The organism is Pararhizobium sp. P1_E7 (assembly GCF_056405855.1).
Genome location: NZ_JBFUBH010000016.1, coordinates 13,539 through 38,359 on the forward strand (window position 1 = coordinate 13,539; position 24,821 = coordinate 38,359).

The window sequence follows — 24,821 nt, forward strand, 5'->3', positions numbered from 1 at the left end:
YCGATCCGGAGGTTTTCTTTTAAGGTCTGCAGGCTTCGCAGCCGCTTGGCTTACTTCGCTGCCTTGGCACGATCGACGGCTTCGACGATCAGCTTCTGGGCAACGGCGGAGTCCTTCCAGCCGTAGATCTTCACCCACTTGCCGGGTTCGAGATCCTTGTAGTGTTCGAAGAAATGCTCGATCTGCTGCAGGGTGATTTCCGGCAGGTCGGTGTAGTCCTTCACCTTGTCGTAGCGCTTGGTCAGGTGATAGTTCGGCACGGCAACGATCTTTTCGTCCTTGCCGGAATTGTCTTCCATCATCAGCACGCCGATCGGGCGCACGTTGATGACGCAGCCGGGAACCAGCGGACGGGTCGAGGCGATCAACACGTCGATCGGGTCGCCGTCTTCCGACAGCGTATGCGGCACAAAGCCGTAATTGCCGGGATAGGTCATCGGCGTATAAAGGAAACGGTCAACCACCAGCGTGCCGGCTTCCTTGTCCATTTCATACTTGATCGGATGCCCGCCAACCGGAACCTCGACGATGACGTTGATATCTTCCGGCGGATTCTTTCCAATCGAAATTGCATCAATACGCATGAGTTTTCCTTCAAAGGCCAGTTTTTCGGATGGGACGTCCGATATCGGGAAACATGCGGCGGCGCAACATTACTTTCGTCCGGGGGCGAAAAATGCGAGGTTTGGATGAATATTCACGCGCTGCGGGGCGTATCTTGAGGAGGAGCACGCATGAGACAGTTCGCCTATGCCATACCGTTTCTGATCCCGTTGCCGATGGCGCCCGGTGCCGCCCTTGCCAATGACAGTGCCTATACCGATCTCGACACGGATCACTGCAAGTCCCTTTTGCCGGAAGACATCGAAGGCGGCAGCATTTCGCTGCGATGCAAGGGGTTCAAGGATTATGCCGTTTATTTCAAGGAAGGCGATCTGCGCCAGAGCATCCTTTACGGCCCCGTCAGCGGCGCCTATATCGACGACGTCTTCGAAAGCTTCGAGCCGTTCAACACTGCCACGCGAAAGATCGAATGGCGGCTCGGCGCGGACGGCAAGCCGGTTGCGACAATCCTGCGTTGGTTCCTGGAAAACATCGATCCGGCCACCTACGAACCGTCGCCGAAATTGAAAGGCCAGGTTCTCGTCGTCTCGAAAGTGGCGGATGATGACGGACAAGGCTGCGTGGTCGGCTATGTCGATGCGCTGGCCAATGCCGAACCCAACCTATTGGCCCGGCAGGTCGCCGACACCAGAGCCGGAGCCTTCGTCTGCGGCCGGGACATGGCCGGGTATCACGGCATACGGGGCTCGACAGCGGCCGAACCGACACATGTTTTTCCAGATTGAAACAAGAGCGCAAGCACATTGCCTGCATCACGGCATGAGTCGCAGCCACCAGTCTGCGCGCGCGGCTCAATCCCAGATATAGCCGATCTTCTTCAGGTTCTTCTCGCCGAAATCTTCCATGCCCTCGCAAATGTCGCGGCCGCCGGCCATGCGGAAGAAGCGGTCGGCATGGTGGCTGTCTTCCAGGCACCAGACGACGAGGCCCTGGCAACCGAGCGACTTTAAGAGGTTCTTCGCTTCGCCGAACAGGATGCGGCCAAGCCCGATGCCCTGGTATTCCGGGCGCAGATAAATCTCGTAGACCTCGCCTTCCTGCGGCAGGGACCGGGAGCGGTTGAGGCCGAGCGTCGCGTAACCGGCGATCACGCCAGCGACTTCGACGACGAGCAGCGTCGAGGGTCCGCGCGTGGCCTTGCGCCACCACGCATGGTCGCGCCGGTGAACCATCTGGGTCAGCGGCTTGTGCGGAATGAGGCCGCTATAGGCCTGCAGCCACGAGACACGGTGCACGTCCGAGATGGACATGGCGTCCCTCGGCTCGCCCGGACGCACCTCGATTGATAGTGTTTTCATAACGCGACTCTAGACCGGTGCCGAACAAACAGGAATCCCGTCCAAGCCCTGTCTTTAACTAACTCACAGGCAACTTATGGGGACAACCATCGAAAGTTAACGCTTTTTTAACTTTTCCGGCAAGCGGCATTCATCGCGGCGCACAGGATTTGAGCACCGCCGCACGCCTAACGTGCGGGCAGCTCTCTCTTTTTTGTCACTGAGGTGATTCGTTCCGGCAGACACCGGTCTCCGGTGGCCATGCAGACCGCACACAGAGGCGCAAACGCAGAAAAATGCCTGCCGCCGCAAAAATACGGCAGCGCAGCGTGGAACCTTTTCATTGGTCGCGCGTTTGAAACCGTCCGGATATGCGCTTCACGCAAATCGGAACGCCGCGGCTCTTCGTTAAGCCTCGGTTCTCAACGGGACGTAGGGCGGTTCGAATTCTGGTCAAGCTCCCAGGCGGCGGAAATCCCGAAAGACCCATCGACCTATCGTTCAGCGGCACCCCCTTGTGCCCGTCATGGAGTAGCCGATGAAAAATCTCTCAGCAGACAGGCGCATGATCAAGATCGCCATGGCGGCCCCCTATCTCGCACGGGATGAGGAGCATGCCCTGGCGCTGGCCTGGAAGGATCATCACGATCAGGAGGCCCGCAACAAGATCGCCATGGCGCACATGCGGCTGGTCATCTCCATGGCCTCCAAGTTCCGCAATTTCGGCCTGCCGATGAGCGATCTTGTCCAGGAGGGGCATATCGGCCTTCTGGAAGCCGCGGCCCGCTTTGAACCGAGCCGTGATGTTCGCTTTTCAACCTATGCCAGCTGGTGGATCCGCGCCTCGATGCAGGATTATGTGCTGCGAAACTGGTCGATCGTGCGCGGCGGAACCTCGTCGGCGCAAAAAGCCTTGTTCTTCAATCTGCGCCGCCTGCGCGCCAAGCTCGCCCAGGGCGACCGCCAGCTGACGGCCCGCGCCGTGCACGAGGAAATCGCCGTAGCGCTCGGCGTCAGCCTTGCCGACGTCCAGACGATGGACGCGCGGCTGTCCGGCAACGATGCCTCGCTGCAGGCGCCTATTTCCTCGTCGGGCGACCCGGACGGCGGAGAACGCCTCGACCTTCTCGCCTGCGATGCCCCTCTTCCCGACGAGCAGGTGTCCGAAATGATCGACAGCGAGCGACGGCGCATCTGGCTCAGCCACGCGCTCGGCCAGCTCAACGAGCGCGAAATGAAGATCATCCGCGCCCGCCGCCTCTGCGAAGACAGTGCCACGCTCGAAGAACTCGGCGCCGACCTCGGCATCTCCAAGGAACGCGTCCGCCAGATCGAGACCCGGGCGCTGGAAAAGCTCAGGATCGCTCTTGTAGCGGAAGCCCCGGTGCTGGCGATGCGGCACTGAGAATGCCAAGGGTGGCGACGCGCGACACCGGAGCGTTCGAGGCAGCGGGCGTGCCGGTCGTCAATCCTTGGATCAACGGCGTCTAGTTTGCTATTCCGAAATGATCTTCACCTTGTCGCCGGGCTTCACCGTCGAGGTGATCTGCATGGCGTTGATCAGGCGGAAGAGATCGAGCTTGCGGTCCGTGCCCATCATCCGGGCTGACAGCGTTGCCAGCGTATCGCCGGGCCTGGCGACGACCACGCGGATGCGTAGCGGCTTCAGGGCCGCTGCTTCCTGCGGCGTCATGCGGCGGAAGGAGGCGCGCAGGATATCGGCGGTCGGCTCAAGGCTCGGCGCACCCTTCGGCACGGCGGTCAGGAAACGGTAGATCTGCGTATCGATGCGGATCACGGTCACATCGAAATCCCAACGCTCGGCCGATGCCCGTGCAGTTGCCGCCTCCAATCCGTTGACGGTGATGGCGTGGATCGTGTCCGGCTGCAGGCCGGTCACCCAGCCGCTGGCAATGTAGTCGGTCAGGCTGCGCTTCTGCGCATCGGCAACGCCGTCGAAGCGGATAGCGGTCTCGTTCGGGCCCGTCGCAAGCACGGCCTCGGCCTTGTTGTCGATCTGGAAACCCGCGGGGACATCGAAGCGGATGCCGAGCTTGCCATGCAGGAAAGTCTGGCCGCGGACATAGCCCTCCTGCGGGCTATCGCCATACAGCAGGCCATCGATACCGGCGAGATAATAGTCGCGGCCGCGGTCGCCAACCGTCCCTTCCGCGCCGAAGGCGCGGGCATGGCGGCGGGCAAGATCGACGCGCTGCGGCGCGCTTGGATGGCTCGACAGGAAGTCCAGGCTTTGGTCGCTGTCGGGATCGACCGAGGAGAACCGGCTATAGGCCGCCATCGAATCGARGAAACGCGCCGCCGCATAGGGGTCATAGCCCGCTTCGCCGAGCATACGAACGCCGATCACGTCGGCCTGCAATTCTTGATTGCGGGAAAAAGCCGCCAGGCGCAGCTTTCCGCGTGCCAGCGCCTGTTTGCCGGCAATGTCGCTCGACAGCACTTCCGAGACGACGCGGCTGGCGATGACTTCAGCCTCTTCGCGCTGCTGCCGCTCGATGCCGTGATTGGCGGTCACGTGCGCCATTTCGTGGGAGAGCACGGCCGCCACTTCCGACGCGTCGTTGGCGAGCGCCAGAAGGCCGCGCGTCACGTAGAGATAGCCGCCCGGCAGCGCGAAGGCATTGATAGCGGGCGAATTGAGGATGGTGATGCGATAGGACTGATTCGGGTTTTCCGAAACAGCCGTCAGCGAGCCGGTGATGCGCGCCACCAGCCGTTCGGTCTTTTCATCCTGATATTCGCCGCCATAGCTTGCGACGATGCGCGGATGCTCGCGGGCACCGACCTGGGCGCGCGGGTCGTCCTTCTGCACTTCCTCGACGATCTGCGGATTGGAAGACGGCGAGACCTTCGGCTCATAGGTCTGCTCGATCACGGACTGGCAGCCGGACAACAGCATCCCCCCAAGCAGCAGCGTGACAACGCGCAGGGAGACGCCGGAATTCGTTCCCGGAAACCGCGCATCGATGGCTGTCGTTCTGTTCATCTGCCTCAGCTCGTTTCCAGTCTTCAGGCCAGCCCTGCAAACTGTTTCCTGATCTGCACGCGTGCAAATTCAGTATTCTTTACAGCCGTATAAATAGGTCTGGCGGCGGTTACGGCAATAATCTGCTGTAGCCTATTCAGCCCTTGCGTGCCTAGCATACACCGATAGAAATAGTTGCCCCGTGTTATCCCGGCAACGCACACGCGAACGTGATGGAAACGGGAAAGGCCCCAGCGCCGTCGCATAGGCTGTCGTTCAAATTGTGGCAAAAGCATCGCAGGCGATGCTCATCTGCCGAGAAACCGGGCGACGGCGGGAATTTCGGTGTGCTCGAGAAACTGGGCCGCCGGCTCATGCAGCAGAATGCGGCCCTGGTCGAGAAAGAGTACGCTGTCGGCCATTATCCGGACGTCGTCGGGGTGGTGGGTGATGATCAGGATCGTATTGCCTTCCTGCCGGTGCAGATCGATGAGAAGATTGGCCATGCCGGTGCGCAGGCCCGGATCGAGCGCCGCAAACGGCTCGTCGAGAAGCAGGATGGGCTTGCGGCGCACCAGCGCGCGGGCGAGCGCCACCCGCTGCCGTTCACCACCCGACAGCGTCGGCGGCAGGCGCTTGCCGAAACCCTCAAGCCCGACCCGCAGCAGCGCGCTTGCAATTTTCGCCTTCTCCTTGATGCCCAGCTTCAGCGCCGGATCGATGCCGAGACCGATATTGGTGCCAGCATCCAGATGCGCGAAAAGGTTGTGCTCCTGGAAGATCACCGAGACCGGTCGTTCGGCGGGATCGCGCCCGGCGGCGTTTTCGCCGAGGATTTCGACCTTGCCCGCATCCGGCGTCTCGAACCCGGCGATCACATTGAGCAGGGTCGACTTGCCGGAGCCGGATGCGCCGGCGACGGCGACGATCTGCCCCTTGCCGATGGCACAATCGAAACGCAGCTCCGTCTTGCCGAACCGCACCGAAACGTCGCTGAGGCGAACGGCGATATCCGTTTCAGGCGGTGACATCTTTTCTCCTTTGATCATCGGCACCTGCCCGCGGCGTGCCGGCGATCGTCAGCACCAGGCAGACGAGGCCGAGAAACAGCGCCAGGCCGGCCGCATCGGTCGAGCGGTAGCCGGCCATGCGGCTGTATAGAAGCCACGGTAGCGTCACCATATCCTGCGAGCCGAACAGCGCGACGGCCCCGAGTTCGCCAAGCGACAAGGCGCAGGCAAAGGACAAGGCCATCAGCAGCGGCTTGCGCAAACCCGGCCAATCGATCAGCCGCAGGCGATGCCAGCCACCGAGACCGAGGCTGGCGGCGAGCCGGGACGTGCGGGCCGTATGGGTGGCCATCGCCGGCTCCAGCACGCGATAGACGAAGGGCAGCGCCATCAGCATGTTGATCAGGATCACCAATATCGGCGCAAAACGGGCGACATCGCCGAGCGGCCGCAAAAGCAGGAACCAGCCGGCCCCCAGAACGACCGGCGGCACCAAAAGCACCAGCGATGCGCTCGCCGAAATACCAGCCGCCAGCCCACGATGGATAGCCAGCGGCCGCCTTGGCGAAAATGCTGCCTGCCGCGCCCGGATCATCAGCGCCGCCGACAGGACGCAGAGCAGACCCGAAACCAACGCGATGACGATACTGGTGCGCAAGGCCCGCTGCACCATCGGGTCGCTGGCAAGCCGGACAAGATCGGAGCGAAGACCGGAGGCGGCGACGGAGCCGAGCGGCAGGGCAAGGAACAGAACCGCAAGCGCAATCACCAGCCAATCGCCAACCCGGCCAAACCCGTCGCGGCCATCGAAGCGGCATACTGCGCGCCCGCCGCCGTGGCCCTGGTCGGCCATCGGCGTCAAAAGCCGGATGGCGATCAGCAGCGCTGATGTCACCGAAATCTGCAGCAGTGACAGCGCGATAGCGCGCGGCGGGTCGAAATCGAAACGCAGCGCCTGATAGATCGCTACTTCGATGGTGCTCGCCGCCGGCCCGCCGCCGAGCGTCAGGACAAGGGTAAAGCTGGTGGCGCAGAGCATGAAGATCAGCCCGGCGATACCCGGCAAAAGCCCGCGGATCGCCGGCCATTCGATGAAGCGGAAAGTCGAACCCGGCCGCATGTCGAGATTGGCTCCGACCAGCCAGTATTCGCCGGGAATGCGCTCAAGCCCGCCCAGCATCAGCCGTGCCGCCAGCGGCATGTTGAAGAAGACGTGCGCGACGAGAATGCCGGACAGGCCATAGATGCTGACTGGCTGATCGAGACCGATTGCGACAAGCGCCGTATTGAGCACGCCTTGGCGCCCCCAAATCCCGATCAGCCCAAGGGCCGCGACCAGCGCCGGCAGGCCGAGCGGCAGCGCCATCAGCCGGATGATCCAGACGCGGCCGGGAAAGGCCACCTGACGCGCCAGCGCCCGGGCAACCGGGATGGCAAAGAGGATGGAAAGAACCGTCGAGAGCGAGGCCTGCAGCAGCGTGAAGCGGGCGACGCGCCAGACATAATCATCGAAGACATAGGCATCGAGCAACACGCCGTCACCGGCAGCGCCCGGCTCGTCGAAGGCAAGCAGTGCGCCAGCCGCCAGGCAGACGAACAGAACGATGCCGCCAAGGCAGAGCGCTCCGGCGGCAAGCGTCAAACGTCTCTCGATGCGGTCAATCATGATGGCCTTATATCGCTTGCAGTCCAATGGTTCCGCGCCATGGCCGTGCCCTGACTTGGCCAACTCCCGACTCACACAAGCGCTTCAGGAGTAACGGCTCCTCCCCCTCTTTTCCCCGCCGGGGAGAAGGTGGTCCAAAGGGCCGCATGAGCATCTGTGTTTACGGTCAAGGTGCATTCGGTGTCCAGAGGCGGTTTTGTGTGAGCAGGGCGTTTGCCAGGACGATGAGTTTGCGCATGACGGCGGCGAGGATGGGCTTGGGCGGCTTTCCCGCCGCCTGGCGTGCTTTTGCAACGAGCGCCGGATGGGCGGTGTAGCGGCATACAGGCAGGGCAGCCATCAGAGTGCCCGCTGTGGCGCGGGCCGCCGTATGGAGTGGTATCTGTGCGCCGCTGTCATTGGCAATCGGTGCCAGGCCCGCGAGCATGGGCGCCTGCTTGCCCGTGCAGGTCCCCAGTTCGTCCACGCTCATCGCCTCATCGCGTTCGGCACTTCTCCCGGCAGGGGCGAAGCGGCAGTCTTGTCTTGCCCCTGAGGGTTCGACTGGCTGTCCCAAAGACAGTAATCGGTCCAATAGTTACGCAAAAAAAACGCCCGGGATCGTAAGATCCCGGGCGGTGCGGTTTTTTGGTCTTTTTATCCCCGCAGGTCAGCCGGCCAGCTTGTCGGCGTAGGCTCGCTGTTCGTAGTGGTGGCCGAAGCGGCTCTTGAGGAAGGCGTCGAGGCCGATTTCTTCCTGGCGGATGAAGCCCTTGGCCGGCAGTTCGCCCTTGGCCAGCATGTCGAGAACGGCGCAGATGCTGGTTGCCGTGGTGATCTGGATGGCGCTCATCATGCGGCCGGCGACAACGGCGCTGTAGACCTTGTTGGCGTAGGTTTCCTGCACCAGGCGGCCTTCCTTGCGGCCGGAGACCGTGACGAAGATGATGACCACGTCCTGCATGGTCGAGGGCAGCGAGTTTTCGAAGATGTCCTTCAAAACTTCGCGGCGATGGCGCAGGCCGAGGTCGTTCAGAAGCGCCTTCATGATCGCAGCGTGGCCGGGATAACGGATGGTGCGGTAGTTGAGCGTGCGAACCTTGCCCTTCAGCGTTTCGCAAAGCGTGCCAAGCCCGCCCGAGGTGTTGAAGGCTTCATAGGTGACGCCGTCGAGCGAGAACTCTTCGCGTTCCTCGAGCGCCGGGACCTCGATGAGCTGGCCTTCGACAATGGCTTCGCAGGGCTCGATATACTCGTTGATGACGCCGTCGGTGCTCCAGGTCAGGTTGTAGTTGAGAGCGTTGGACGGGTACTGCGGCAGGGCGCCGACGCGCATACGCACGCTGTCGAGCGTGTCGAAGCGGCTGGCGAGATCATTGGCAACGATCGAGATGAAGCCCGGTGCCAGGCCGCACTGCGGGATGAAGGCGGTGTTTGCCGTTTCGGCGATCGCCTTGACGTGGCGGGTGGATTCGACGTCTTCGGTCAGGTCGAGATAGTGCACGCCGGCCTTGGAAGCGGCTTCGGCAATTGCAATCGTCAGGTGGAAGGGTGCGGCGCTGAGAACGGCGAACTTGCCGGTCAACAGGGACACCATGGCGGCGCTGTCGGAGATGTCGATTTCCGTCACCGAAATGGCGTCGTGCTTTTCGATCGTGGCGAGCTGTTCGGCGCTGCGGTCGGCCAGCGTGACCTGATAATCGCCCGAATGTGCGAGAAGGCGGGCGATGGTCGAGCCGATCTTGCCGGCGCCGATGACAACGATATTTTTCATAGTGGTTCCCCCGGATGAATCTGTCTGTGGGGTCATTGTCTGCTTTCCAGTGGTTGATATGAAGCGCCGATATGATAAAAATGACGTAGAATAGTCGGCATTATGACGACAAGGATGAACATAATGACGTTAGCAGACAAGGACCGGCAACTTCTGGCCATTCTCAGTGAGAATGCCCGAATGCCGACGGCGCTTTTGGCGCGAAAACTCGGTCTTTCCCGCACGACGGTGCAGGCAAAGCTTGAGCGGCTGGAGCGCGACGGCATCATTGCCGGCTATGGCGTACGGCTGTCGGATGATTTCGAAAAAGGGCTGGTCAAGGCCCATGTGCTGATCACTCTTGCGGCCAAGGCGCTGGGACGTGTGACACAGGAGCTGCACGATATCGAGGATGTGCGAACGCTGCATTCGGTCAGCGGCAGTTTCGACCTGATCGCCATTGTCGCGGCGTCGTCGATCAGCGAGCTCGACCTCGTTATCGACCGGATCGGCGAGATCGACGGGGTGGAAAAGACGCTGTCCTCGATCATCCTGTCGACGCGAATCAATAGGTAATGTTCAGCCCGCAGATATGGAGCGTGCGCGGCTGAAGGGGTGCCTTGAGATGATGCATCCTGGGCATGAATGGATCGGCATGTTGTAGTTGTTGACCAGAGGGCAATTAATGCAACTATATCGGAAGGGAGCATGCTTTAGGGAACATTATGGGATTCGGGGTTTTCATCCATCGCTTTGATTCGATTTACAAAGATAGTCCGGCTGAACAGTATCAATTTCCCAGCCAATATCTCGGCCGTGTCGAAGCATGCCTCGGCCAGTGGATCATCTACTATGAGCCTCGCAAAGTTGCCGAGACGCGTGGCTACTTCGCGATAGCGAAAGTTCAGCAGGTTATTCCAGATCCTTCGGCGCCCGGGATGTATTACGCGCTCATCGAACCCGGAAGTTATCTCGACTTCGTCAACCCCATCTCTTTTAATGGTGTTGACGGCATAGTTGAGCGCGGTTTGTTGAACGAACAGGGCCGGATTTCTGGTCRCGCCCAGTCCGCGGTTCGCCCCATTTCATCGAGCGATTTTTACCGCATTGTCGCCATGGGTCTCGATGAGAATACGCCTTTGCTGCCGCGTGTCGACGAAGCAATTTCTCCGTCCGGTTTTGAAGAGGAGCAAGCGCCCTTCCAAATTGAAGAGAGCCGTGACCGAGTGAGCTATGTCTCGTCGCGCATCGTGAGAAAACGAGTCTTCCGGCGGATCGTCTTGCGCGCCTACGATGAACGATGCGCTATTTCGGGATTGAAATTGATCAATGGCGGTGGCCGCGCAGAGGTCGATGCGGCACATATCCGGCCCGTCGAAGCAAACGGACCTGATATTGTCAGCAACGGAATAGCGCTTTCAGGCACGGCACATTGGATGTTTGACCGCGGGCTGATCAGCTTGTCTGACGATTTAGAGGTCCTTGTCTCACGACATGTCAACGACCCAGACAGCGTGCGGGCCTTCATCAACAAGACTGGTCGTGCACTTTCACCTCAACGAACATTCGAACGCCCGCATCCGCATTTCCTGCAATGGCACCGTGAACAGTGTTTCAAGCAGTGACATCTTGATGCTGATCGTCCTACCGGACCTTCAACCCCAGTTCAGCCAGCAATTGCCCCGCCTGATCGCGGGAAATGGTGGCGCCCTTGAATTGCTTGGCATTCAGCAGGCGGATGCCGCCGAGATCGGCGCCGCGAAGGTCGGCGCCCTCGAACCGGCAATCGGCAAGATTGGCGTCGCGCAGGCTGCAGTCCTGAAATACCGCGTCGCGAAAATCACATTTTTTCAGGTCTGCCATCTGGAAGTCGAGACCGTTCAGGCGGGCCTTTCGAAACGAAAGACCGGGTAATCTGGCGTCGGCCAGGCGTGTTTCGTTGAAGGCCAGGTTGAGCGTCTTTGCCTCGGACAGGTTTGCTCCCGTCAGCTTGCAGCGGTCAAATTGCACCCCGGTCAGCGTCGTGCCCCTGAAATTGCTGTTGTTGAAGTCGCAGCCCTCGATTCTGCTCTCGGACAGATCGCAACCGGTGAAATCGGCAAGGCCACCCTTGCAGCTCGACCAGACGGTGGCGCTCAGTTTTGCCCCGGTGAAATTGGCTTGCTTGACATTGCAGGCCTCGAACACCCAGCCGTCCATGATCAGGCGCGAAAGATCGGCCTCCTCGAGGACACAGCCTATGAGCTTGTGCGGCAGCCCACTTTTCGAGAGCACCTCGACCGCCGAGCGATCAAGCTCACGGTTCTCAAGGATATTGGACGGTGAAATCTGAAAGGTGTCCGGGGATGGCGCCACGTCGATGTTCCTTGTTTGTCATCGAGGAAACACGGCGCTACTGCATAATTCCTTAAATCGGAATGGATTTAAGGAATTATGCTGCGGATCAATCGCTGAAGCCAGCCTCCAGCATGGCCGAATCGACATGTTCGGACGCTTCGGAAGGTTGCGCCGGAGCGCCGGGCCGCTTGATGATGGCGGCAGCCGAGATCACGATCGGGTCGAAGCCGGCATCGCCCTGTTCGATGAGTTCAAAGAACGCCTTGCGCATGCGCGGCTCCCAGAACTTGTTGATGTGCGTCGCCACGCCCTGAATGCGCTCGGCTTCGGGCTGCGACTTGAAGAAGGTGGCGATCTGGTTCGCCATGCGGACGAGTTTGCCATTGGTGTTATCAAGCGACATCGGCGATGGCTCCGGACTGGATACGGTCTGAATGGGTGAAAATCTCGAACTCCGCGCCGCGCACGAGCGCGATCAGCGTCATGCCGGCCTCCTCGGCCGTGCGGATGGCAAGTGCTGTCGGGGCGGAAATGGCGATGATGAACGGGCTGCCGATGATGGCGGTCTTCTGCACCATCTCAACGGAAACCCGGCTGGTGACGACGACGGCGCCGCTTGCGCCGGTGTAACCGGCCCGCGCGGCTGCGCCCACCAGTTTGTCCAGCGCATTGTGCCGGCCGACATCCTCGCGCACCGCGATCAGTCCCTTGCCCGGCACATAGAAGCCGGCGCCATGCACGGCGCGGGTTTCGAAATGTAGGGGTTGCTGACCGTTCAGCAGTGCAACGGCCTCGACGATCTGCTCTTCCGTCAGCCGCAGCGGCGAAGCTGAAACCGAAGGCGTCTTGCGCACCGCCTGCTCGATCGATTCGATGCCGCACAGCCCGCAGCCAACGGGTCCTGCCATATGGCGGCGGCGGGCGGTGAGCGCGGCGTTCTGTTCTTCCCTGAGGACGATCTGCAGGTCGATGCCCTTGTCGTCGGGAACGGCCTCGATCGTCTCGATTTCAGAGGGACTGGTGATGATCCCTTCCGTCAGGCTGAACCCCACGGCGAAATCCTCGAAATCGCCGGGCGTTGCCATCATCACCGCATGGGTCGAGCCGCCATAGGAAAAGGCGATCGGGGTTTCCTCGGGCACGACGCGGGAGCCGGCATCGAGTTTGCCGCTGCGGCGGGCGGTTTCGGGGACCTTTTGCGTGAGCTTGAACGGGGTCATGGGCGGCCGCTCCTCGTCTCGCCGACGGACAGAAGAGGGAGTCTGCCGCGCATGCCCAACTCCATCTCCCCCCTTGAGGGGGAGATGCCCGACAGGGCAGAGGGGGTGAACACGGCAAACTCAAACATCGGAAAACTACTCCGCAGCCTCCATCTTGCCGGCGATCCGGCGGGACTGGCGGGCCTGTTCGTCGTAGTCGACCTGCCATTGCGACGGCCCGTTCGACGGCGAGACCTGCACCGCGGTCACCTTATATTCCGGACAGTTGGTTGCCCAGTCGGAGAAGTCGGTGGTGATGACGTTCGCCTGTGTCGTCGGGTGGTGGAAGGTGGTGTAGACGACGCCGGGCGCGACGCGTTCGGTGATCAGGGCCCGGAGCGTCGTATCGCCGGCGCGGCTCATCAGTTTCACCCAGTCGCCGTCGCGCACGCCGCGCATCTCGGCATCGTTGGGGTGAATTTCCAGCCGGTCTTCCTCGTGCCAGACGACATTGTCGGTGCGCCGCGTCTGGGCGCCGACATTGTACTGCGACAGGATGCGGCCGGTGGTGAGCAGCAGCGGGAAGCGCGGGCCGGTCTTCTCGTCGGTCGCGACATATTCGGTGCGGATGAACTTGCCCTTGCCGCGCACGAAGCCGTTGACATGCATGATCGGCGAACCGAGCGGCGCCTTCTCGTTGCAGGGCCACTGCACCGAGCCCATCTTTTCGAGATAGGCGTAGGACACCATGGCAAAGCTCGGCGTCGTCGCGGCGATCTCGTCCATGATCTCGGACGGATGGGTGTAGTTCCAGTCGAGCCCCATGGCTTTTGCCAGATTCTGGGTCACTTCCCAGTCGGCATAGCCGTTGCGCGGCGTCATCACCTTGCGAACGCGGTTGATGCGGCGCTCGGCATTGGTGAAGGTGCCGTCCTTTTCGAGGAAGGTCGAGCCCGGCAGAAAGACATGGGCATAGTTGGCGGTTTCATTCAGGAACAGGTCCTGCACGACGACGCATTCCATCGCGGCCAGACCCGCCGAGACATGCTTGGTGTCCGGATCGGATTGCAGGATGTCCTCGCCCTGGATGTAGATGCCCTTGAACGAGCCATCGACGGCRGCATCCAGCATGTTGGGGATTCTGAGGCCCGGCTCGTTGGAGATGGTCACGCCCCAGAGCTTTTCGAAGATGTCGCGGGTCGCGTCGTCGGAGACGTGGCGGTAGCCCGGCAATTCATGCGGGAAGGAACCCATGTCGCAGGAGCCCTGGACATTGTTCTGGCCGCGCAGCGGGTTCACGCCGACGCCGGGACGGCCGATATTGCCGGTCGCCATGGCAAGGTTGGCGATCGCCATGACGGTGGTCGAGCCCTGGCTGTGCTCGGTGACGCCGAGGCCGTAATAGATCGAGCCATTGCCGCCGGTGGCAAACAGGCGGGCAGCACCKCGGATTTCCTCGGCGGGAACGCCTGAGAGTTTTTCGACCTCCTCCGGGCTGTGGTGCGGCTCGGCGACGAAGGCTGCCCAGTCCTCGAACTCCGACCAGTCGCAGCGCTCGCGGATGAATTTTTCGTCGTAGAGGCCTTCGGTGACGATGACATGCGCCAGCGAGGTGATGACGGCGACGTTGGTGCCGGGGCGCAGCGGCAGGTGATGCGACGCCTTGACGTGCGGCGAGGAGACCATGTCGATGCGGCGCGGATCGACGACGATCAGCTTTGCACCCTGGCGCAGCCGCTTCTTCAGCCGCGAGGCAAAGACCGGATGCCCATCGGTCGGATTGGCGCCGATGATCATGACGACATCGGTGTGTTCGACCGAATCGAAATTCTGCGTGCCGGCCGAGGTTCCGAATGTGGCGCCGAGGCCGTAGCCGGTCGGCGAATGGCAGACGCGGGCGCAGGTATCGACGTTGTTGTTGCCGAAACCGGCGCGCACCAGCTTCTGGACGAGATAGGTTTCCTCATTGGTGCAGCGCGAGGAAGTAATGCCGCCGACCGAATCGCGGCCGTATTGATATTGAAGGCGGCGGAACTCGGCGGCCGTATGGGCGAGCGCCTCCTCCCAGCTCACTTCGCGCCAGGGGTCGCTGATCTTCTCGCGGATCATCGGATTGAGGATGCGCTCCTTGTGGGTCGAATAGCCATAGGCGAAACGGCCCTTGACGCAGGAATGGCCGCGATTGGCCTGGCCGTCCTTCCACGGGACCATGCGGACCAGCTCTTCGCCGCGCATTTCCGCCTTGAACGAGCAGCCGACGCCGCAATAGGCGCAGGTGGTGACGAGCGAATGTTCCGGCTGGCCGATCTCGATGACCGATTTTTCGGTGAGCGTCGCGGTCGGGCAGGCCTGCACGCAGGCGCCGCAGGAGACGCATTCGGAGGAGAGGAAATCCTCGTGCATGCCGGCGGAGACACGGCTGTCGAAACCGCGTCCCTCGATCGTCAGCGCGAACGTGCCCTGAACCTCTTCGCAGGCCCGCACGCACCGCGAGCAGACGATACATTTGGCCGGGTCGAAGGTGAAATAGGGGTTGGATTCGTCCTTTGGCGACCACTTGATGTTGATCGCTCCGTCATTGCGTGCCTTGACGTGGTTGTCGCCGTCATAGCCGTAGCGCACGTCGCGCAGGCCCACCGCGCCCGCCATGTCCTGCAGTTCGCAATCGCCATTGGCAGCACAGGTCAGGCAGTCGAGTGGGTGGTCGGAAATATAGAGCTCCATGACACCGCGGCGCACGTCCTTCAGCCGTTGCGTCTGTGTGGAGACCTTTAACCCGGCTGCGACCGGGGTCGTGCAGGACGCGGGCATGCCGGCGCGGCCTTCGATCTCCACCAGGCAGAGCCGGCAGGAGCCGAAGGAGTCCATCATGTCGGTAGCGCAGAGTTTTGGAACCTCGATGCCGGCTTCCATCGAAGCGCGCATGATCGAGGTGCCCTCCGGCACGGTGATCTCGTTACCGTCGATGGTCAGCGTCACCATTTTTTCCGAGCGGGAGGCAGGGGTGCCGAAGTCGATTTCAGAAATGAGGGGCATGGGCGGCCTCCTGTGCGGAAAGGACGGAAAATTTTGCGCGTGGGGAGGCTTTACCCCCCTCTGTCACTTCGTGACATCTCCCCCACAAGGGGGGAGATTGTTCTTTTCCCTCGGGCATTCCGAGCAAGGCGATACTGTTCCTGGCAACGGGGCTGAGCCGCATGCGATCTCCCCCCTTGTGGGGGAGATGCCCGACAGGGCAGAGGGGGGTGAAGCCACCAGCTTTGAACATCATTCCGCCGCCTCCACCATAGGAGCCGGCGAAAAATCGTCCGGGAAATGGATCATCGCGCTTGTCACGGGATACGGCGTGAAGCCGCCCAGCGCGCAGAGCGAGCCGAATTTCATCGTGTTGCAGAGGTCGGCCAGCAGTTCGCGGTTCTTTTCCGGCTCGATGCCTTGGGCGATCTTGTCGGCCACCTCGACGCCGCGCGTCGAGCCGATGCGGCAGGGCGTGCACTTGCCGCAGCTTTCGATGGCGCAGAACTCCATGGCAAAGCGGGCCTGCTTCAGCATGTCGGCGGTGTCGTCGAAAACGACGATGCCGGCATGGCCGATCAGTCCGTCTTTTGCCGCGAAGGCTTCGTAGTCGAACGGCGTGTCGAACAGAGCGCGCGGAAAGTAGGCGCCGAGCGGGCCGCCGACCTGGACGGCCTTGACCGGCCGTCCCGAGGCCGTGCCGCCGCCGATGTCGTCGACGATCTCACCCAGCGTCAGGCCGAAGGCGGCTTCATAGAGGCCGCGATGCCTGACATTGCCGGCGATCTGGATCGGGATCGTGCCGCGCGAGCGGCCCATGCCGAAGTCCTTGTAGTACGACGGCCCCTTGTCCATGATGATCGGCACCGAGGCGAGCGAGATGACGTTGTTGATCACGGTCGGACAGTCGAACAGGCCCTTGTGGGCCGGCAGCGGCGGCTTGGCGCGCACGATGCCGCGCTTGCCTTCAAGCGAGTTCAGGAGCGCCGTTTCCTCGCCGCAGACATAGGCACCGGCGCCGGTGCGGATCTCAATGTCGAAGGCATGCGCCGAGCCGAGCACGGAGGTTCCGAGCACGCCCGCCTTGTGGGCGATCTCGACGGCCTCGGTCATCGTCGCAATGGCATGCGGATATTCCGAGCGGATATAGACGAAGCCCTTGGTGGCGCAGGTCGCGACGCCAGCGATCGCCATGCCCTCGATCAGCACGAAGGGGTCGCCCTCCATGATCATCCGGTCGGCAAACGTGCCGCTGTCGCCCTCGTCGGCGTTGCAGACGATGTACTTGCGTGCACCCGGCGTGTCGAGCACCGTTTTCCATTTGATGCCGGTCGGGAAGCCGGCGCCGCCACGGCCGCGAAGGCCGCTCTCCGTCACATGGGCGACGATATCGGCCGGTGCGAGGGTAACGGCCCGTTCCAGGCCTTTCAGACCGTCATGGGCCCGGTAATCGCTAAGCGACAGGGGATCGACGATGCCGCAGCGGGCAAAGGTCAGCCGCGTCTGGCTTTTCAGGAACGGCAGTTCCTCGGTTTTCCCGAGACAGAGCGCGTGGTTGCCGCCAGTCGTAAGACCCGCGTCCAGCAGGGAGGCGACATCGGAGGCCTTGACCGGACCATAGGCGATACGGCCTTGCGCCGTCTCGACCTCGACCATCGGCTCCAGCCAGTGCAGCCCACGCGAGCCGTTGCGCACGATCCTGGCGTCGATGCCGCGCGCTTCGATTTCGGCGGCGAGCGCCTTGGCCACGCGTTCGGCGCCGAGCGCAAGGGCTGCTGCATCTTTGGGAACAAAAATCCTGACGGTCATGCGCGCACCTCCGCAACGAGGTCGTTGACGGCATCCGCATCAAGCCTCCCGTGCACCTCGCCGTCGAGCATCGCGGCGGGTGCGGCGGAACAGAGCCCGAGACAATAGACGGGTTCCAGCGTCACGGCCCCATCGAGCGTCGTCTGGTGGAAATCGATGCCGAGAAGGGCCTTCACCCGTTCTGCCAGCTGGTCACCGCCCATCGATTGGCACGCCTCGGCACGACAGAGCTTCAACACATGCCGGCCCGCCGGGTGGTCGCGATAGTCGTGATAGAAGGTGACGACGCCATGCACTTCGGCGCGCGACAGGTTGAGTTCGCGGGCGATGATCGGCAGACATTCCTGCGGCACATAGCCGAACTCGGCCTGAATCTCGTGCAGAATCGGCAGGAGCGGTCCTTCGAGCGACTTCATTCCGCTGACGATATCCAGCGTCCGTTCGCCGATATCCCGGCTTGATACATGCAGGTTCAACGTTCAGACCTCCCGAACTGAAGCGAATTTTTGCTTGGCGGGGCTTTGCCTGAGACCGATTGGCCGCCGTTCCTCCAAGAACATCCGGCCGGTCAGGGCAACGCGCCAATACGCCTCGCACATCCGATCAGCTTTGCAGTCGGCCGGGGAGGGGTCAATACGCATGTTCCGTCAAGCGATAGAATTTTTCTATCGAAACGTTTGAGCCTCGGCCAGAATGCGTGCCTCGTGCAAAAGGGCCGAGACGAGCGGGGTGAAGGGTTCTCGATGGGTGGCGACGAGACCGACCGTGTGCTGCGCGTCGGGCTCAACGATCGGGATTAGCCGGATATCGTCGTGAAAACCGAATGATTTCCCGACGTTATAGGGCATGATGCTGGCCCAGTGACCGGTGCGTACATGCGAAAAAAGCACGATCATCGAGTTGGATTCGAGCGTCGGCGACACGGTTACCCCGGCCTCCGCGAAATGCTGGTTGATGATGCGCCGGTTCTGCATGTCGGCGGTCAATAGACAAAGCCGAATGCCGCCGACTTCCTTCCAGGTCACAGTTTCGCGATCCGACAGCGGCGTGCCGGCTGCGGTGACGAGATGATAACGCTCCACCTGCAGCGGCACGCTGGTGACCCGCCCGAGCGGTTCGTTTTCGAGGTAGGTAAGACCGGCATCGATCTCGAGGTTTTCCAGGAGCCCGAGAATTTTCAGCGAAGTGGTGGAAAGGACAGAGAACGTCACCTCCGGATGTTTCTCCTGAAAGGGTGCGGTGATGCGCGGCACCATCGCGAGTGTTGTTGGGACGGCTGCCAGCCGGATATGGCCGACAAGCCCGCGCCGGGCGGCGCGCATTTCCTCATGCATGGTGCGCGTATCGCCGACGATCCGGCGTGCCCATTCCAGCACGCGCTGCCCTTCCGGCGTCAGGCTCTGGTAACGCGAGCCGCGATTGACCAGCATGACGCCGAGCTGATCTTCCAATTGTTTGATGGCGGCCGAAAGCGTTGGCTGGGTAATACCGCAGAGTTCTGCGGCGCGGCCGAAATGGCGCTCCTGGGCAAGCGCGATGAAGAATTCCAGCTTGTCGATCACGCCACAGCCCTCCCGAATGCCGTCCTGTCCGTTTTCAGCAGATCAATTGCCCGCCGTTCACTTCCAGCACCTGGCCGGTGATGTAGCCCGAGAGCGCGTTTGAGGCGAGGAACAAATAGGCGGGCGCGCAATCTTCCGCGGTGCCGAGCCGTTGCAACGGGATCGTCTTGCGGGTTGCTTCGAGTTTTTCGGCGGATGAGTAGCGTTCGTGGAAATCGGTCGTGATGGTGCCTGGCGAAACGCAGTTGACGCGGATGCCCTCCGGTGCCAGTTCGCGGGCAAGCGCCTTGGAATAGGTGGAGACGAAGGCCTTGGTGGCCGAATAGATCGCCGATCCGGCACTGCCACCGGTGAGGGCCGAGATCGACACGGTGTTGACGATTGCCGGATGCGTACCGCGGCGCAGAAGCGGCAGGAGTGCGCGGGTTGTCTGCACCACGGAGGTCTGGTTCAGCTGCACCACCGTCTCATATTGCGTATCCGTCAGCTCACCGGCGAGAAACCGGCCGACCATCGTTCCGGCATTGTTGATGAGAATGTCGAGCGTCTGGAAACGAGACGCGATGCTGGTCGCCAGCATCTCAACGCCGCCGGCAGTCGAGAAATCGGCATAGGAGAGGAAGGCCCGGCCTTCGGTCAGTGCTGCGTCGAGAAAATCGGGCAGCGGCTCGCGTGCGACGCGCCCGCCGTGCAGATAGACGGTTGCGCCGCAATCGAGAAACTGGCGCGCGACCTCCTGGCCGATGCCGCGGCCGGCACCGGTCACGACGACATTCAAACCCTTGAACAGCGATGGATGAAACATAATGAATACCTCCCGCGACGGACAGGCTGTCGCATCATGACCGGAATTGCAACGCGGCATCCACTTGTGGGTTCATTTTCGAAGACTCGCCGCGTTTATGAAATTGCACTGCTTTCGTTTTTGCATATTATGAAAGAAAACGAAAACGAGGGGGAGGGAAAATTCATGTATCTGACGGGACGCCAGTCGGAAATCCTTGAGCTCGCCAAGACGGAAGGCCGGGTTCTCGTCGATGAACTCGCCGCGCGTTTTTCGGTGACGCCGCAGACGATCCGCAAGGATCTGAACGATTTGTGCGACGGCCGGGTGCTGACACGCATTCATGGCGGGGCGATTTTTCCGCGCGGCAACGAGAATGTGAAATACGAGGCGCGCCGCTCGATCGCGGCACTTGAGAAGCAGGCGATCGGCCAGGCGGCAGCCGCGATGATCCCCAACAATTCCTCGCTGTTCATCAATATCGGCACGACCACCGAGGCCGTCGGCGAGGCGCTGCTCGACCATACGGAACTGATGGTCATTACCAATAACATCAACGTTGCCAACCGTTTGCGGGTTTTTCCCTCGATTGAGGTGGTGATTGCCGGCGGCGTCGTGCGCGGTGCCGATGGCGGCATCGTCGGCGAGGCGGCGGTCGATTTCATCCGCCAGTTCAAGGTCGATTACGCCGTTATCGGAGCGTCGGCAATCGACCACGATGGCGCGCTTCTCGATTTCGATTACCGCGAAGTGAAAGTGGCGCAGGCGATCATCGCCAATGCCCGCCATGTCATTCTCGTGTCCGATTCGACCAAGTTCGAACGCACGGCGCCGGTCAGGATCGGCCATATTACCCAGGTCCACACCTTCATTACCGATATCTGCCCGATCGAAAACGTCCGGAACATCTGCCAGGAGCAGGATGTCCGGCTGATTGAGACCGCGCGCTGAAATCGCGGATTTTGGCGGCCGCTTGTTTCTATAAACATTCGTTTGACATTCGTAATATTTTCGCTTTAATTACTTTCACTTTCGCATATGCTCAAAATTGTGCAATGCGAAATGTGGGAGGGGAAGCAGTGCCTGCGCAGGACGTATTCGACATTTTCGTGATCGGTGGCGGCATCAATGGATGCGGTATCGCAAGGGATGCCGTTGGCCGCGGATATTCGGTTGCGCTGGCCGAAATGGACGATTTCGCTTCCGGCACCTCATCGCGCGCCACCAAGCTCATTCATGGCGGACTGCGCTATCTTGAACACTACGAGTTCAGGCTGGTGCGTGAATCGCTGATGGAGCGCGAAGTGCTCTGGGCCATGGCTCCGCATATCATCTGGCCGATGCGGTTCGTCCTGCCGTTCCACAAGGGCGGCATCCGCCCGGCCTGGCTCATCCGGCTCGGCCTCTTCCTTTACGATCATATCGGCGGCCGCAAGCTTTTGCCCGCCACCCGCACGCTGGACATGCGGCGCGATCCGGCTGCCAAGCCGTTGAAGGCGCTGTTCACCAAGGCTTTTGAGTATTCCGACGGCTGGGTCGACGATGCCCGCCTGGTGGTTCTCAATGCGAAGGACGCGGCGCTCAAGGGCGCCCGGATCATGACCCGCAGCCGCGTCGTCTCGGCAGAGCGCCAAGGCAATCTGTGGGTCGTCGATGTCGAGGATGGCGCGACCGGCGCCGCCAGCACATTCAAGGCGCGCATGCTGGTCAATGCAGCCGGCCCGTGGGTCGATGTGGTCCTGTCCAATGCCGTGCGCAAGAACAACGTCCACAATGTCCGTCTGGTCCAGGGCAGCCATATCGTCGTGAAGAAGAAGTTCGACGATAGCCGGGCGTACTTCTTCCAGAACCCGGACAACCGCATCATCTTTGCGATCCCTTACGAGAACGATTTCACGCTGATCGGTACGACCGACAATGATTTCACCGGCGATCCGAAGAACATCCAGATCACCGACGGCGAGATCAGCTATCTCTGCAATGCGGCGAGCGAGTATTTTTCCGAACCCGTCAAGCCCGCCGATGTGGTCTGGACCTATTCCGGTGTGCGGCCGCTGTTCGACGACGGCGCTTCGAAGGCGCAGGAAGCGACACGCGATTACGTGCTGAARATCGATGGCGATGCCGGCGAGGCGCCGCTGCTCAATGTCTTCGGCGGCAAGCTGACGACCTACCGGCGGCTTAGCGAGCATGCGCTGGAAAAGATCGCCGGTGCGATCGGCGCCAAGGGCAATCCGTGGACCGCGAAAAGTGTGCTTCCGGGCGGCGATTTTCCGGCCACCGGCTATGACGCCGAAGTCGCGAAACTCAAGAGCCGCTATCCGTTTCTGGTTGAGCGCCACGCGCGCCGCCTGGTTCGGCTCTATGGTACGCTGGCAGCAAGCCTGCTTGGAAATGCAGACAAGGCGGAAGACCTTGGGCTGCATTTCGGTGCCGATCTCTACGAGGTCGAGGTGCAGTGGCTGATTGGTCAGGAATGGGCGCGGCATGCCGAGGATGTGCTGTGGCGCCGCACCAAGCTCGGATTGAAATTGACCCAGGCGGAAGCCGCCGGGTTGGAGGAATACATGCGGGAGACTATCCGCAGCGTTGCCTGAGGGCCGCGCCTGCATGGCGCTGCCGATGGCTGGGAGGAAGCCTGAGAATGCTTGAACTGAAAAACATAACCAAGGTCGTCGGAGCGGATACGCATGTCCACCCGACCGATCTTGTGCTGGAGCGGGGGTCGCTCAACGTGCTGCTGGGCCCGACGCTGTCGGGCAAGACGTCGCTGATGCGGCTGATGGCGGGTCTCGACAAGCCGACGACCGGTACCATCAAGTTCGATGGCAAGGACGTGACCGGCGTGCGCGTGCAGGATCGCTCTGTCGCCATGGTCTACCAGCAGTTCATCAACTATCCGGCCATGACGGTCTATGAAAACATCGCCTCGCCGATGCGCATTTCCGGCAAGGATCATGCAACGATCGATCGCGAGGTCCGCAAGGCGGCCGAGCTGATGAAGCTGACGCCCTATCTGGAACGCACGCCGCTCAACCTGTCCGGTGGCCAGCAGCAGCGCACGGCACTTGCGCGCGCCATCGTCAAGAACGCCAGCTTGGTGCTGCTCGACGAGCCGCTCGCCAACCTTGACTACAAGCTGCGCGAAGAGTTGCGCGAGGAATTGCCGAAACTGTTTGCGGCGTCCGGCTCGATCTTCGTCTATGCGACGACCGAACCACAGGAAGCGCTGCTTCTCGGCGGCAATACCGCGACGCTCAGTCAGGGCCGCATCAGCCAGTTCGGCCCGACCATTTCGGTCTACCGCAAGCCGGCCGATATCGTCACCGCCAAGACCTTTGCCGATCCGCCGCTCAACACGATTGATCTGGTGAAGTCCGGCGACACCTTCGATCGGGACGGCATCACGGTCCTGCCGGTACCGGCACATCTGTCCGGTATCGCAGACGGACCCTACACGGTCGCTTTCCATCCGCACCATCTCTCGCTTGCCCGTCCGCACGAGACGGCGGCGACGCTCAAGGCGCGCATCATCATTTCGGAAATTGCCGGTTCCGAGAGCTTCATCCATGTCGATTGCGCCGGATCGCGCTGGGTCATGCTCGAGCACGGCATTCACGACATCGAGCCGGACACGGCGCTCGAACTTTTCGTCGATACCCGCCACCTGATGGCCTTCGGGCCGGATGGACGTGCGATCGGCGGTCATGCCGGCGGTTCCGCCTTCCGGGCGGCGTGAGGAGGACACCATGGCACGCATCAATCTCGACCATATCCGCCACGCCTACGGCCCGAACCCGAAAAAGCCTTCGGACTATTCGCTGAAGGAAGTGCATCACGAATGGCACGACGGCGGCGCCTATGCGCTGCTCGGCCCGTCCGGCTGCGGCAAGACCACGCTGCTCAACATCATTTCCGGGCTGCTGCAGCCATCGGAAGGCAAGATCCTGTTCGACGGCAGGGACGTCACCAATCTGTCGACGCAGGACCGCAACATCGCCCAGGTGTTCCAGTTTCCGGTCATCTACGACACGATGACGGTCTATGACAATCTGGCTTTCCCGCTGCGCAACCGGCATGTGCCGGAAACCGAAGTCGATCGCCGCGTCACCGAGATCCTCGAAATGATCGGCCTTTCCGACCGCGCGAAGAAGAGGGCGCAGGGGCTGACGGCCGACCAGAAGCAGAAGATTTCGCTTGGCCGCGGCCTTGTGCGTTCCGATGTCAGCGCCATCCTCTTCGACGAGCCGCTGACGGTCATCGACCCGCATATGAAATGGGTACTGCGCTCGCAGCTGAAGCGGCTGCACAAGCAGTTCGGCTTCACCATGGTCTATGTCACGCACGATCAGACCGAGGCGCTGACCTTCGCCGACAAGGTCGTCGTCATGTATGACGGCGAGATCGTCCAGATCGGCACGCCGGCCGAGCTTTTCGAAAAGCCCAAGCACACCTTCGTCGGCTATTTCATCGGTTCGCCGGGAATGAACGTGCTGCCGGCAAAGATCGATGGATCGTCCGTCGATCTCGACGGTCAGACAGTCGCCTTGTCTTTTGCGCCGAAGATCGCCGCCGGTGCCAAGACCGAGCTCGGTATCCGCCCGGAATTCGTCCGTCTCGGCCGCGAAGGCATGCCAGTGACGATTTCCAAGGTCGAAGATATCGGCCGTCAGAAGATCGTCCGCGCCACCTTCGCCAATCGGCCGATCGCCATCGTCGTCCATGAGGACGGCGAAATCCCGGCGGAACCGCGCGTCACTTTTGATCCGTCCGCAGTCAACATCTACGCCGATAGCTGGCGTGTGGGCGGGGAGGCCTGA

General features: G+C 61.6%; 23 protein-coding genes. 8 read left to right on the forward strand and 15 right to left on the reverse strand.

The features are described 5' to 3' along the window. Nucleotides 1-50: 50 nt before the first annotated feature. The gene (gene ppa, locus AC1D17_RS16350; RefSeq protein WP_477566429.1) at nt 51-584 is read right to left on the reverse strand and encodes an inorganic diphosphatase; all 534 of its coding nucleotides are present in this window, start codon (nt 582-584) and stop codon (nt 51-53) included. Between the two features lie 150 nt (nt 585-734). Here ppa and AC1D17_RS16355 point away from each other — a divergent pair, with 150 nt between their 5' ends. Further along, complete coding sequence (locus AC1D17_RS16355; protein ID WP_477566430.1) at nt 735-1,349, forward strand: hypothetical protein; 615 nt, start codon at nt 735-737, stop codon at nt 1,347-1,349. A gap of 66 nt (nt 1,350-1,415) precedes the next feature. Here the strand turns inward: AC1D17_RS16355 and AC1D17_RS16360 are convergent, their stop codons facing one another. After that, nucleotides 1,416-1,922, reverse strand: a complete 507-nt coding sequence (locus AC1D17_RS16360; protein ID WP_455269847.1) for a GNAT family N-acetyltransferase — start codon at nt 1,920-1,922, stop codon at nt 1,416-1,418. Nucleotides 1,923-2,439: 517 nt separating this feature from the next. Between AC1D17_RS16360 and AC1D17_RS16365 the strand changes: the two genes are divergently transcribed. Further along, the gene (locus tag AC1D17_RS16365) at nt 2,440-3,306 is read left to right on the forward strand and encodes an RNA polymerase factor sigma-32 (RefSeq protein WP_477566431.1); all 867 of its coding nucleotides are present in this window, start codon (nt 2,440-2,442) and stop codon (nt 3,304-3,306) included. A 90-nt stretch (nt 3,307-3,396) separates the two neighbouring features. On the opposite strand, the gene AC1D17_RS16370 is transcribed toward AC1D17_RS16365, so the two are convergent. From AC1D17_RS16370 to AC1D17_RS16390, 5 genes are all read right to left on the reverse strand, one after another. Further along, the gene (locus AC1D17_RS16370; RefSeq protein ID WP_477566432.1) at nt 3,397-4,908 is read right to left on the reverse strand and encodes a M48 family metalloprotease; all 1,512 of its coding nucleotides are present in this window, start codon (nt 4,906-4,908) and stop codon (nt 3,397-3,399) included. Nucleotides 4,909-5,195: 287 nt separating this feature from the next. Further along, nucleotides 5,196-5,918: a thiamine ABC transporter ATP-binding protein gene (locus AC1D17_RS16375; protein ID WP_477566433.1), complete on the reverse strand. Its 723-nt coding sequence runs from the start codon at nt 5,916-5,918 to the stop codon at nt 5,196-5,198. Continuing rightward, nucleotides 5,905-7,563, reverse strand: coding sequence for a thiamine/thiamine pyrophosphate ABC transporter permease ThiP (gene thiP, locus AC1D17_RS16380; protein WP_477566434.1), 1,659 nt, complete (start codon nt 7,561-7,563; stop codon nt 5,905-5,907). The genes AC1D17_RS16375 and thiP overlap by 14 nt, the downstream gene beginning before the upstream one ends. A 166-nt stretch (nt 7,564-7,729) precedes the next feature. Next, nucleotides 7,730-8,035, reverse strand: coding sequence for a hypothetical protein (locus AC1D17_RS16385; RefSeq protein ID WP_477566435.1), 306 nt, complete (start codon nt 8,033-8,035; stop codon nt 7,730-7,732). A gap of 177 nt (nt 8,036-8,212) precedes the next feature. Beyond that, complete coding sequence (locus AC1D17_RS16390; RefSeq protein ID WP_264219667.1) at nt 8,213-9,316, reverse strand: saccharopine dehydrogenase family protein; 1,104 nt, start codon at nt 9,314-9,316, stop codon at nt 8,213-8,215. A 123-nt stretch (nt 9,317-9,439) separates the two neighbouring features. Between AC1D17_RS16390 and AC1D17_RS16395 the strand changes: the two genes are divergently transcribed. Both AC1D17_RS16395 and AC1D17_RS16400 read left to right on the forward strand, forming a co-directional pair. Beyond that, a complete protein-coding gene (locus AC1D17_RS16395) occupies nt 9,440-9,871 on the forward strand; it encodes an Lrp/AsnC family transcriptional regulator (RefSeq protein WP_477566436.1) in 432 nt (143 codons plus the stop codon). Between the two features lie 149 nt (nt 9,872-10,020). Next, complete coding sequence (locus AC1D17_RS16400) at nt 10,021-10,920, forward strand: HNH endonuclease (RefSeq protein WP_477566437.1); 900 nt, start codon at nt 10,021-10,023, stop codon at nt 10,918-10,920. 19 nt (nt 10,921-10,939) lie between these two features. On the opposite strand, the gene AC1D17_RS16405 is transcribed toward AC1D17_RS16400, so the two are convergent. The 8 genes from AC1D17_RS16405 to AC1D17_RS16440 form a co-directional block, all read right to left on the reverse strand. After that, nucleotides 10,940-11,650 (reverse strand): pentapeptide repeat-containing protein, encoded by a 711-nt coding sequence (locus tag AC1D17_RS16405; protein WP_477566438.1) that lies wholly within the window; start codon nt 11,648-11,650, stop codon nt 10,940-10,942. Nucleotides 11,651-11,738: 88 nt separating this feature from the next. Continuing rightward, nucleotides 11,739-12,035, reverse strand: a complete 297-nt coding sequence (locus tag AC1D17_RS16410; RefSeq protein WP_477566439.1) for a formate dehydrogenase subunit delta — start codon at nt 12,033-12,035, stop codon at nt 11,739-11,741. Beyond that, a complete protein-coding gene (gene fdhD / locus AC1D17_RS16415) occupies nt 12,025-12,852 on the reverse strand; it encodes a formate dehydrogenase accessory sulfurtransferase FdhD (RefSeq protein ID WP_477566440.1) in 828 nt (275 codons plus the stop codon). Before fdhD ends, AC1D17_RS16410 begins: the two co-directional genes overlap by 11 nt. 135 nt (nt 12,853-12,987) lie before the next feature. Beyond that, entirely contained in the window at nt 12,988-15,867 is a 2,880-nt protein-coding gene (gene fdhF / locus AC1D17_RS16420) for a formate dehydrogenase subunit alpha (protein WP_477566441.1), read from the reverse strand. Between the two features lie 231 nt (nt 15,868-16,098). Beyond that, nucleotides 16,099-17,655: a formate dehydrogenase beta subunit gene (locus AC1D17_RS16425; RefSeq protein ID WP_477566442.1), complete on the reverse strand. Its 1,557-nt coding sequence runs from the start codon at nt 17,653-17,655 to the stop codon at nt 16,099-16,101. Further along, complete coding sequence (locus AC1D17_RS16430) at nt 17,652-18,071, reverse strand: formate dehydrogenase subunit gamma (RefSeq protein WP_477566485.1); 420 nt, start codon at nt 18,069-18,071, stop codon at nt 17,652-17,654. The genes AC1D17_RS16425 and AC1D17_RS16430 overlap by 4 nt, the downstream gene beginning before the upstream one ends. A gap of 249 nt (nt 18,072-18,320) precedes the next feature. Beyond that, nucleotides 18,321-19,217, reverse strand: coding sequence for a LysR family transcriptional regulator (locus AC1D17_RS16435; protein ID WP_477566443.1), 897 nt, complete (start codon nt 19,215-19,217; stop codon nt 18,321-18,323). 34 nt (nt 19,218-19,251) lie between these two features. Then, nucleotides 19,252-20,022: an SDR family NAD(P)-dependent oxidoreductase gene (locus AC1D17_RS16440; protein ID WP_477566444.1), complete on the reverse strand. Its 771-nt coding sequence runs from the start codon at nt 20,020-20,022 to the stop codon at nt 19,252-19,254. A gap of 165 nt (nt 20,023-20,187) precedes the next feature. Between AC1D17_RS16440 and AC1D17_RS16445 the strand changes: the two genes are divergently transcribed. The 4 genes from AC1D17_RS16445 (at nt 20,188) to AC1D17_RS16460 (ending at nt 24,821) form a co-directional block, all read left to right on the forward strand. Further along, nucleotides 20,188-20,952, forward strand: a complete 765-nt coding sequence (locus AC1D17_RS16445; RefSeq protein WP_264219657.1) for a DeoR/GlpR family DNA-binding transcription regulator — start codon at nt 20,188-20,190, stop codon at nt 20,950-20,952. Between the two features lie 104 nt (nt 20,953-21,056). Then, complete coding sequence (gene glpD / locus AC1D17_RS16450; RefSeq protein ID WP_477566445.1) at nt 21,057-22,598, forward strand: glycerol-3-phosphate dehydrogenase; 1,542 nt, start codon at nt 21,057-21,059, stop codon at nt 22,596-22,598. Nucleotides 22,599-22,645: 47 nt separating this feature from the next. Next, nucleotides 22,646-23,740: an ABC transporter ATP-binding protein gene (locus AC1D17_RS16455; RefSeq protein ID WP_477566446.1), complete on the forward strand. Its 1,095-nt coding sequence runs from the start codon at nt 22,646-22,648 to the stop codon at nt 23,738-23,740. Nucleotides 23,741-23,750: 10 nt separating this feature from the next. Further along, nucleotides 23,751-24,821, forward strand: coding sequence for an ABC transporter ATP-binding protein (locus AC1D17_RS16460; protein WP_477566447.1), 1,071 nt, complete (start codon nt 23,751-23,753; stop codon nt 24,819-24,821).

What these genes read in the sequence shown, in the direction of transcription:
- ppa (WP_477566429.1), bottom strand. Translation starts at nt 584, where the DNA reads ATGCGTATTGATGCAATTTCGATTGGAAAGAATCCGCCGGAAGATATC.
- AC1D17_RS16355 (WP_477566430.1), top strand. Translation starts at nt 735, where the DNA reads ATGAGACAGTTCGCCTATGCCATACCGTTTCTGATCCCGTTGCCGATG.
- AC1D17_RS16360 (WP_455269847.1), bottom strand. Translation starts at nt 1,922, where the DNA reads ATGAAAACACTATCAATCGAGGTGCGTCCGGGCGAGCCGAGGGACGCC.
- AC1D17_RS16365 (WP_477566431.1), top strand. Translation starts at nt 2,440, where the DNA reads ATGAAAAATCTCTCAGCAGACAGGCGCATGATCAAGATCGCCATGGCG.
- AC1D17_RS16375 (WP_477566433.1), bottom strand. Translation starts at nt 5,918, where the DNA reads ATGTCACCGCCTGAAACGGATATCGCCGTTCGCCTCAGCGACGTTTCG.
- thiP (WP_477566434.1), bottom strand. Translation starts at nt 7,563, where the DNA reads ATGATTGACCGCATCGAGAGACGTTTGACGCTTGCCGCCGGAGCGCTC.
- AC1D17_RS16385 (WP_477566435.1), bottom strand. Translation starts at nt 8,035, where the DNA reads ATGAGCGTGGACGAACTGGGGACCTGCACGGGCAAGCAGGCGCCCATG.
- AC1D17_RS16390 (WP_264219667.1), bottom strand. Translation starts at nt 9,316, where the DNA reads ATGAAAAATATCGTTGTCATCGGCGCCGGCAAGATCGGCTCGACCATC.
- AC1D17_RS16395 (WP_477566436.1), top strand. Translation starts at nt 9,440, where the DNA reads ATGACGTTAGCAGACAAGGACCGGCAACTTCTGGCCATTCTCAGTGAG.
- AC1D17_RS16410 (WP_477566439.1), bottom strand. Translation starts at nt 12,035, where the DNA reads ATGTCGCTTGATAACACCAATGGCAAACTCGTCCGCATGGCGAACCAG.
- fdhD (WP_477566440.1), bottom strand. Translation starts at nt 12,852, where the DNA reads ATGACCCCGTTCAAGCTCACGCAAAAGGTCCCCGAAACCGCCCGCCGC.
- AC1D17_RS16425 (WP_477566442.1), bottom strand. Translation starts at nt 17,655, where the DNA reads ATGACCGTCAGGATTTTTGTTCCCAAAGATGCAGCAGCCCTTGCGCTC.
- AC1D17_RS16430 (WP_477566485.1), bottom strand. Translation starts at nt 18,071, where the DNA reads ATGAAGTCGCTCGAAGGACCGCTCCTGCCGATTCTGCACGAGATTCAG.
- AC1D17_RS16440 (WP_477566444.1), bottom strand. Translation starts at nt 20,022, where the DNA reads ATGTTTCATCCATCGCTGTTCAAGGGTTTGAATGTCGTCGTGACCGGT.
- AC1D17_RS16445 (WP_264219657.1), top strand. Translation starts at nt 20,188, where the DNA reads ATGTATCTGACGGGACGCCAGTCGGAAATCCTTGAGCTCGCCAAGACG.
- AC1D17_RS16455 (WP_477566446.1), top strand. Translation starts at nt 22,646, where the DNA reads ATGCTTGAACTGAAAAACATAACCAAGGTCGTCGGAGCGGATACGCAT.
- AC1D17_RS16460 (WP_477566447.1), top strand. Translation starts at nt 23,751, where the DNA reads ATGGCACGCATCAATCTCGACCATATCCGCCACGCCTACGGCCCGAAC.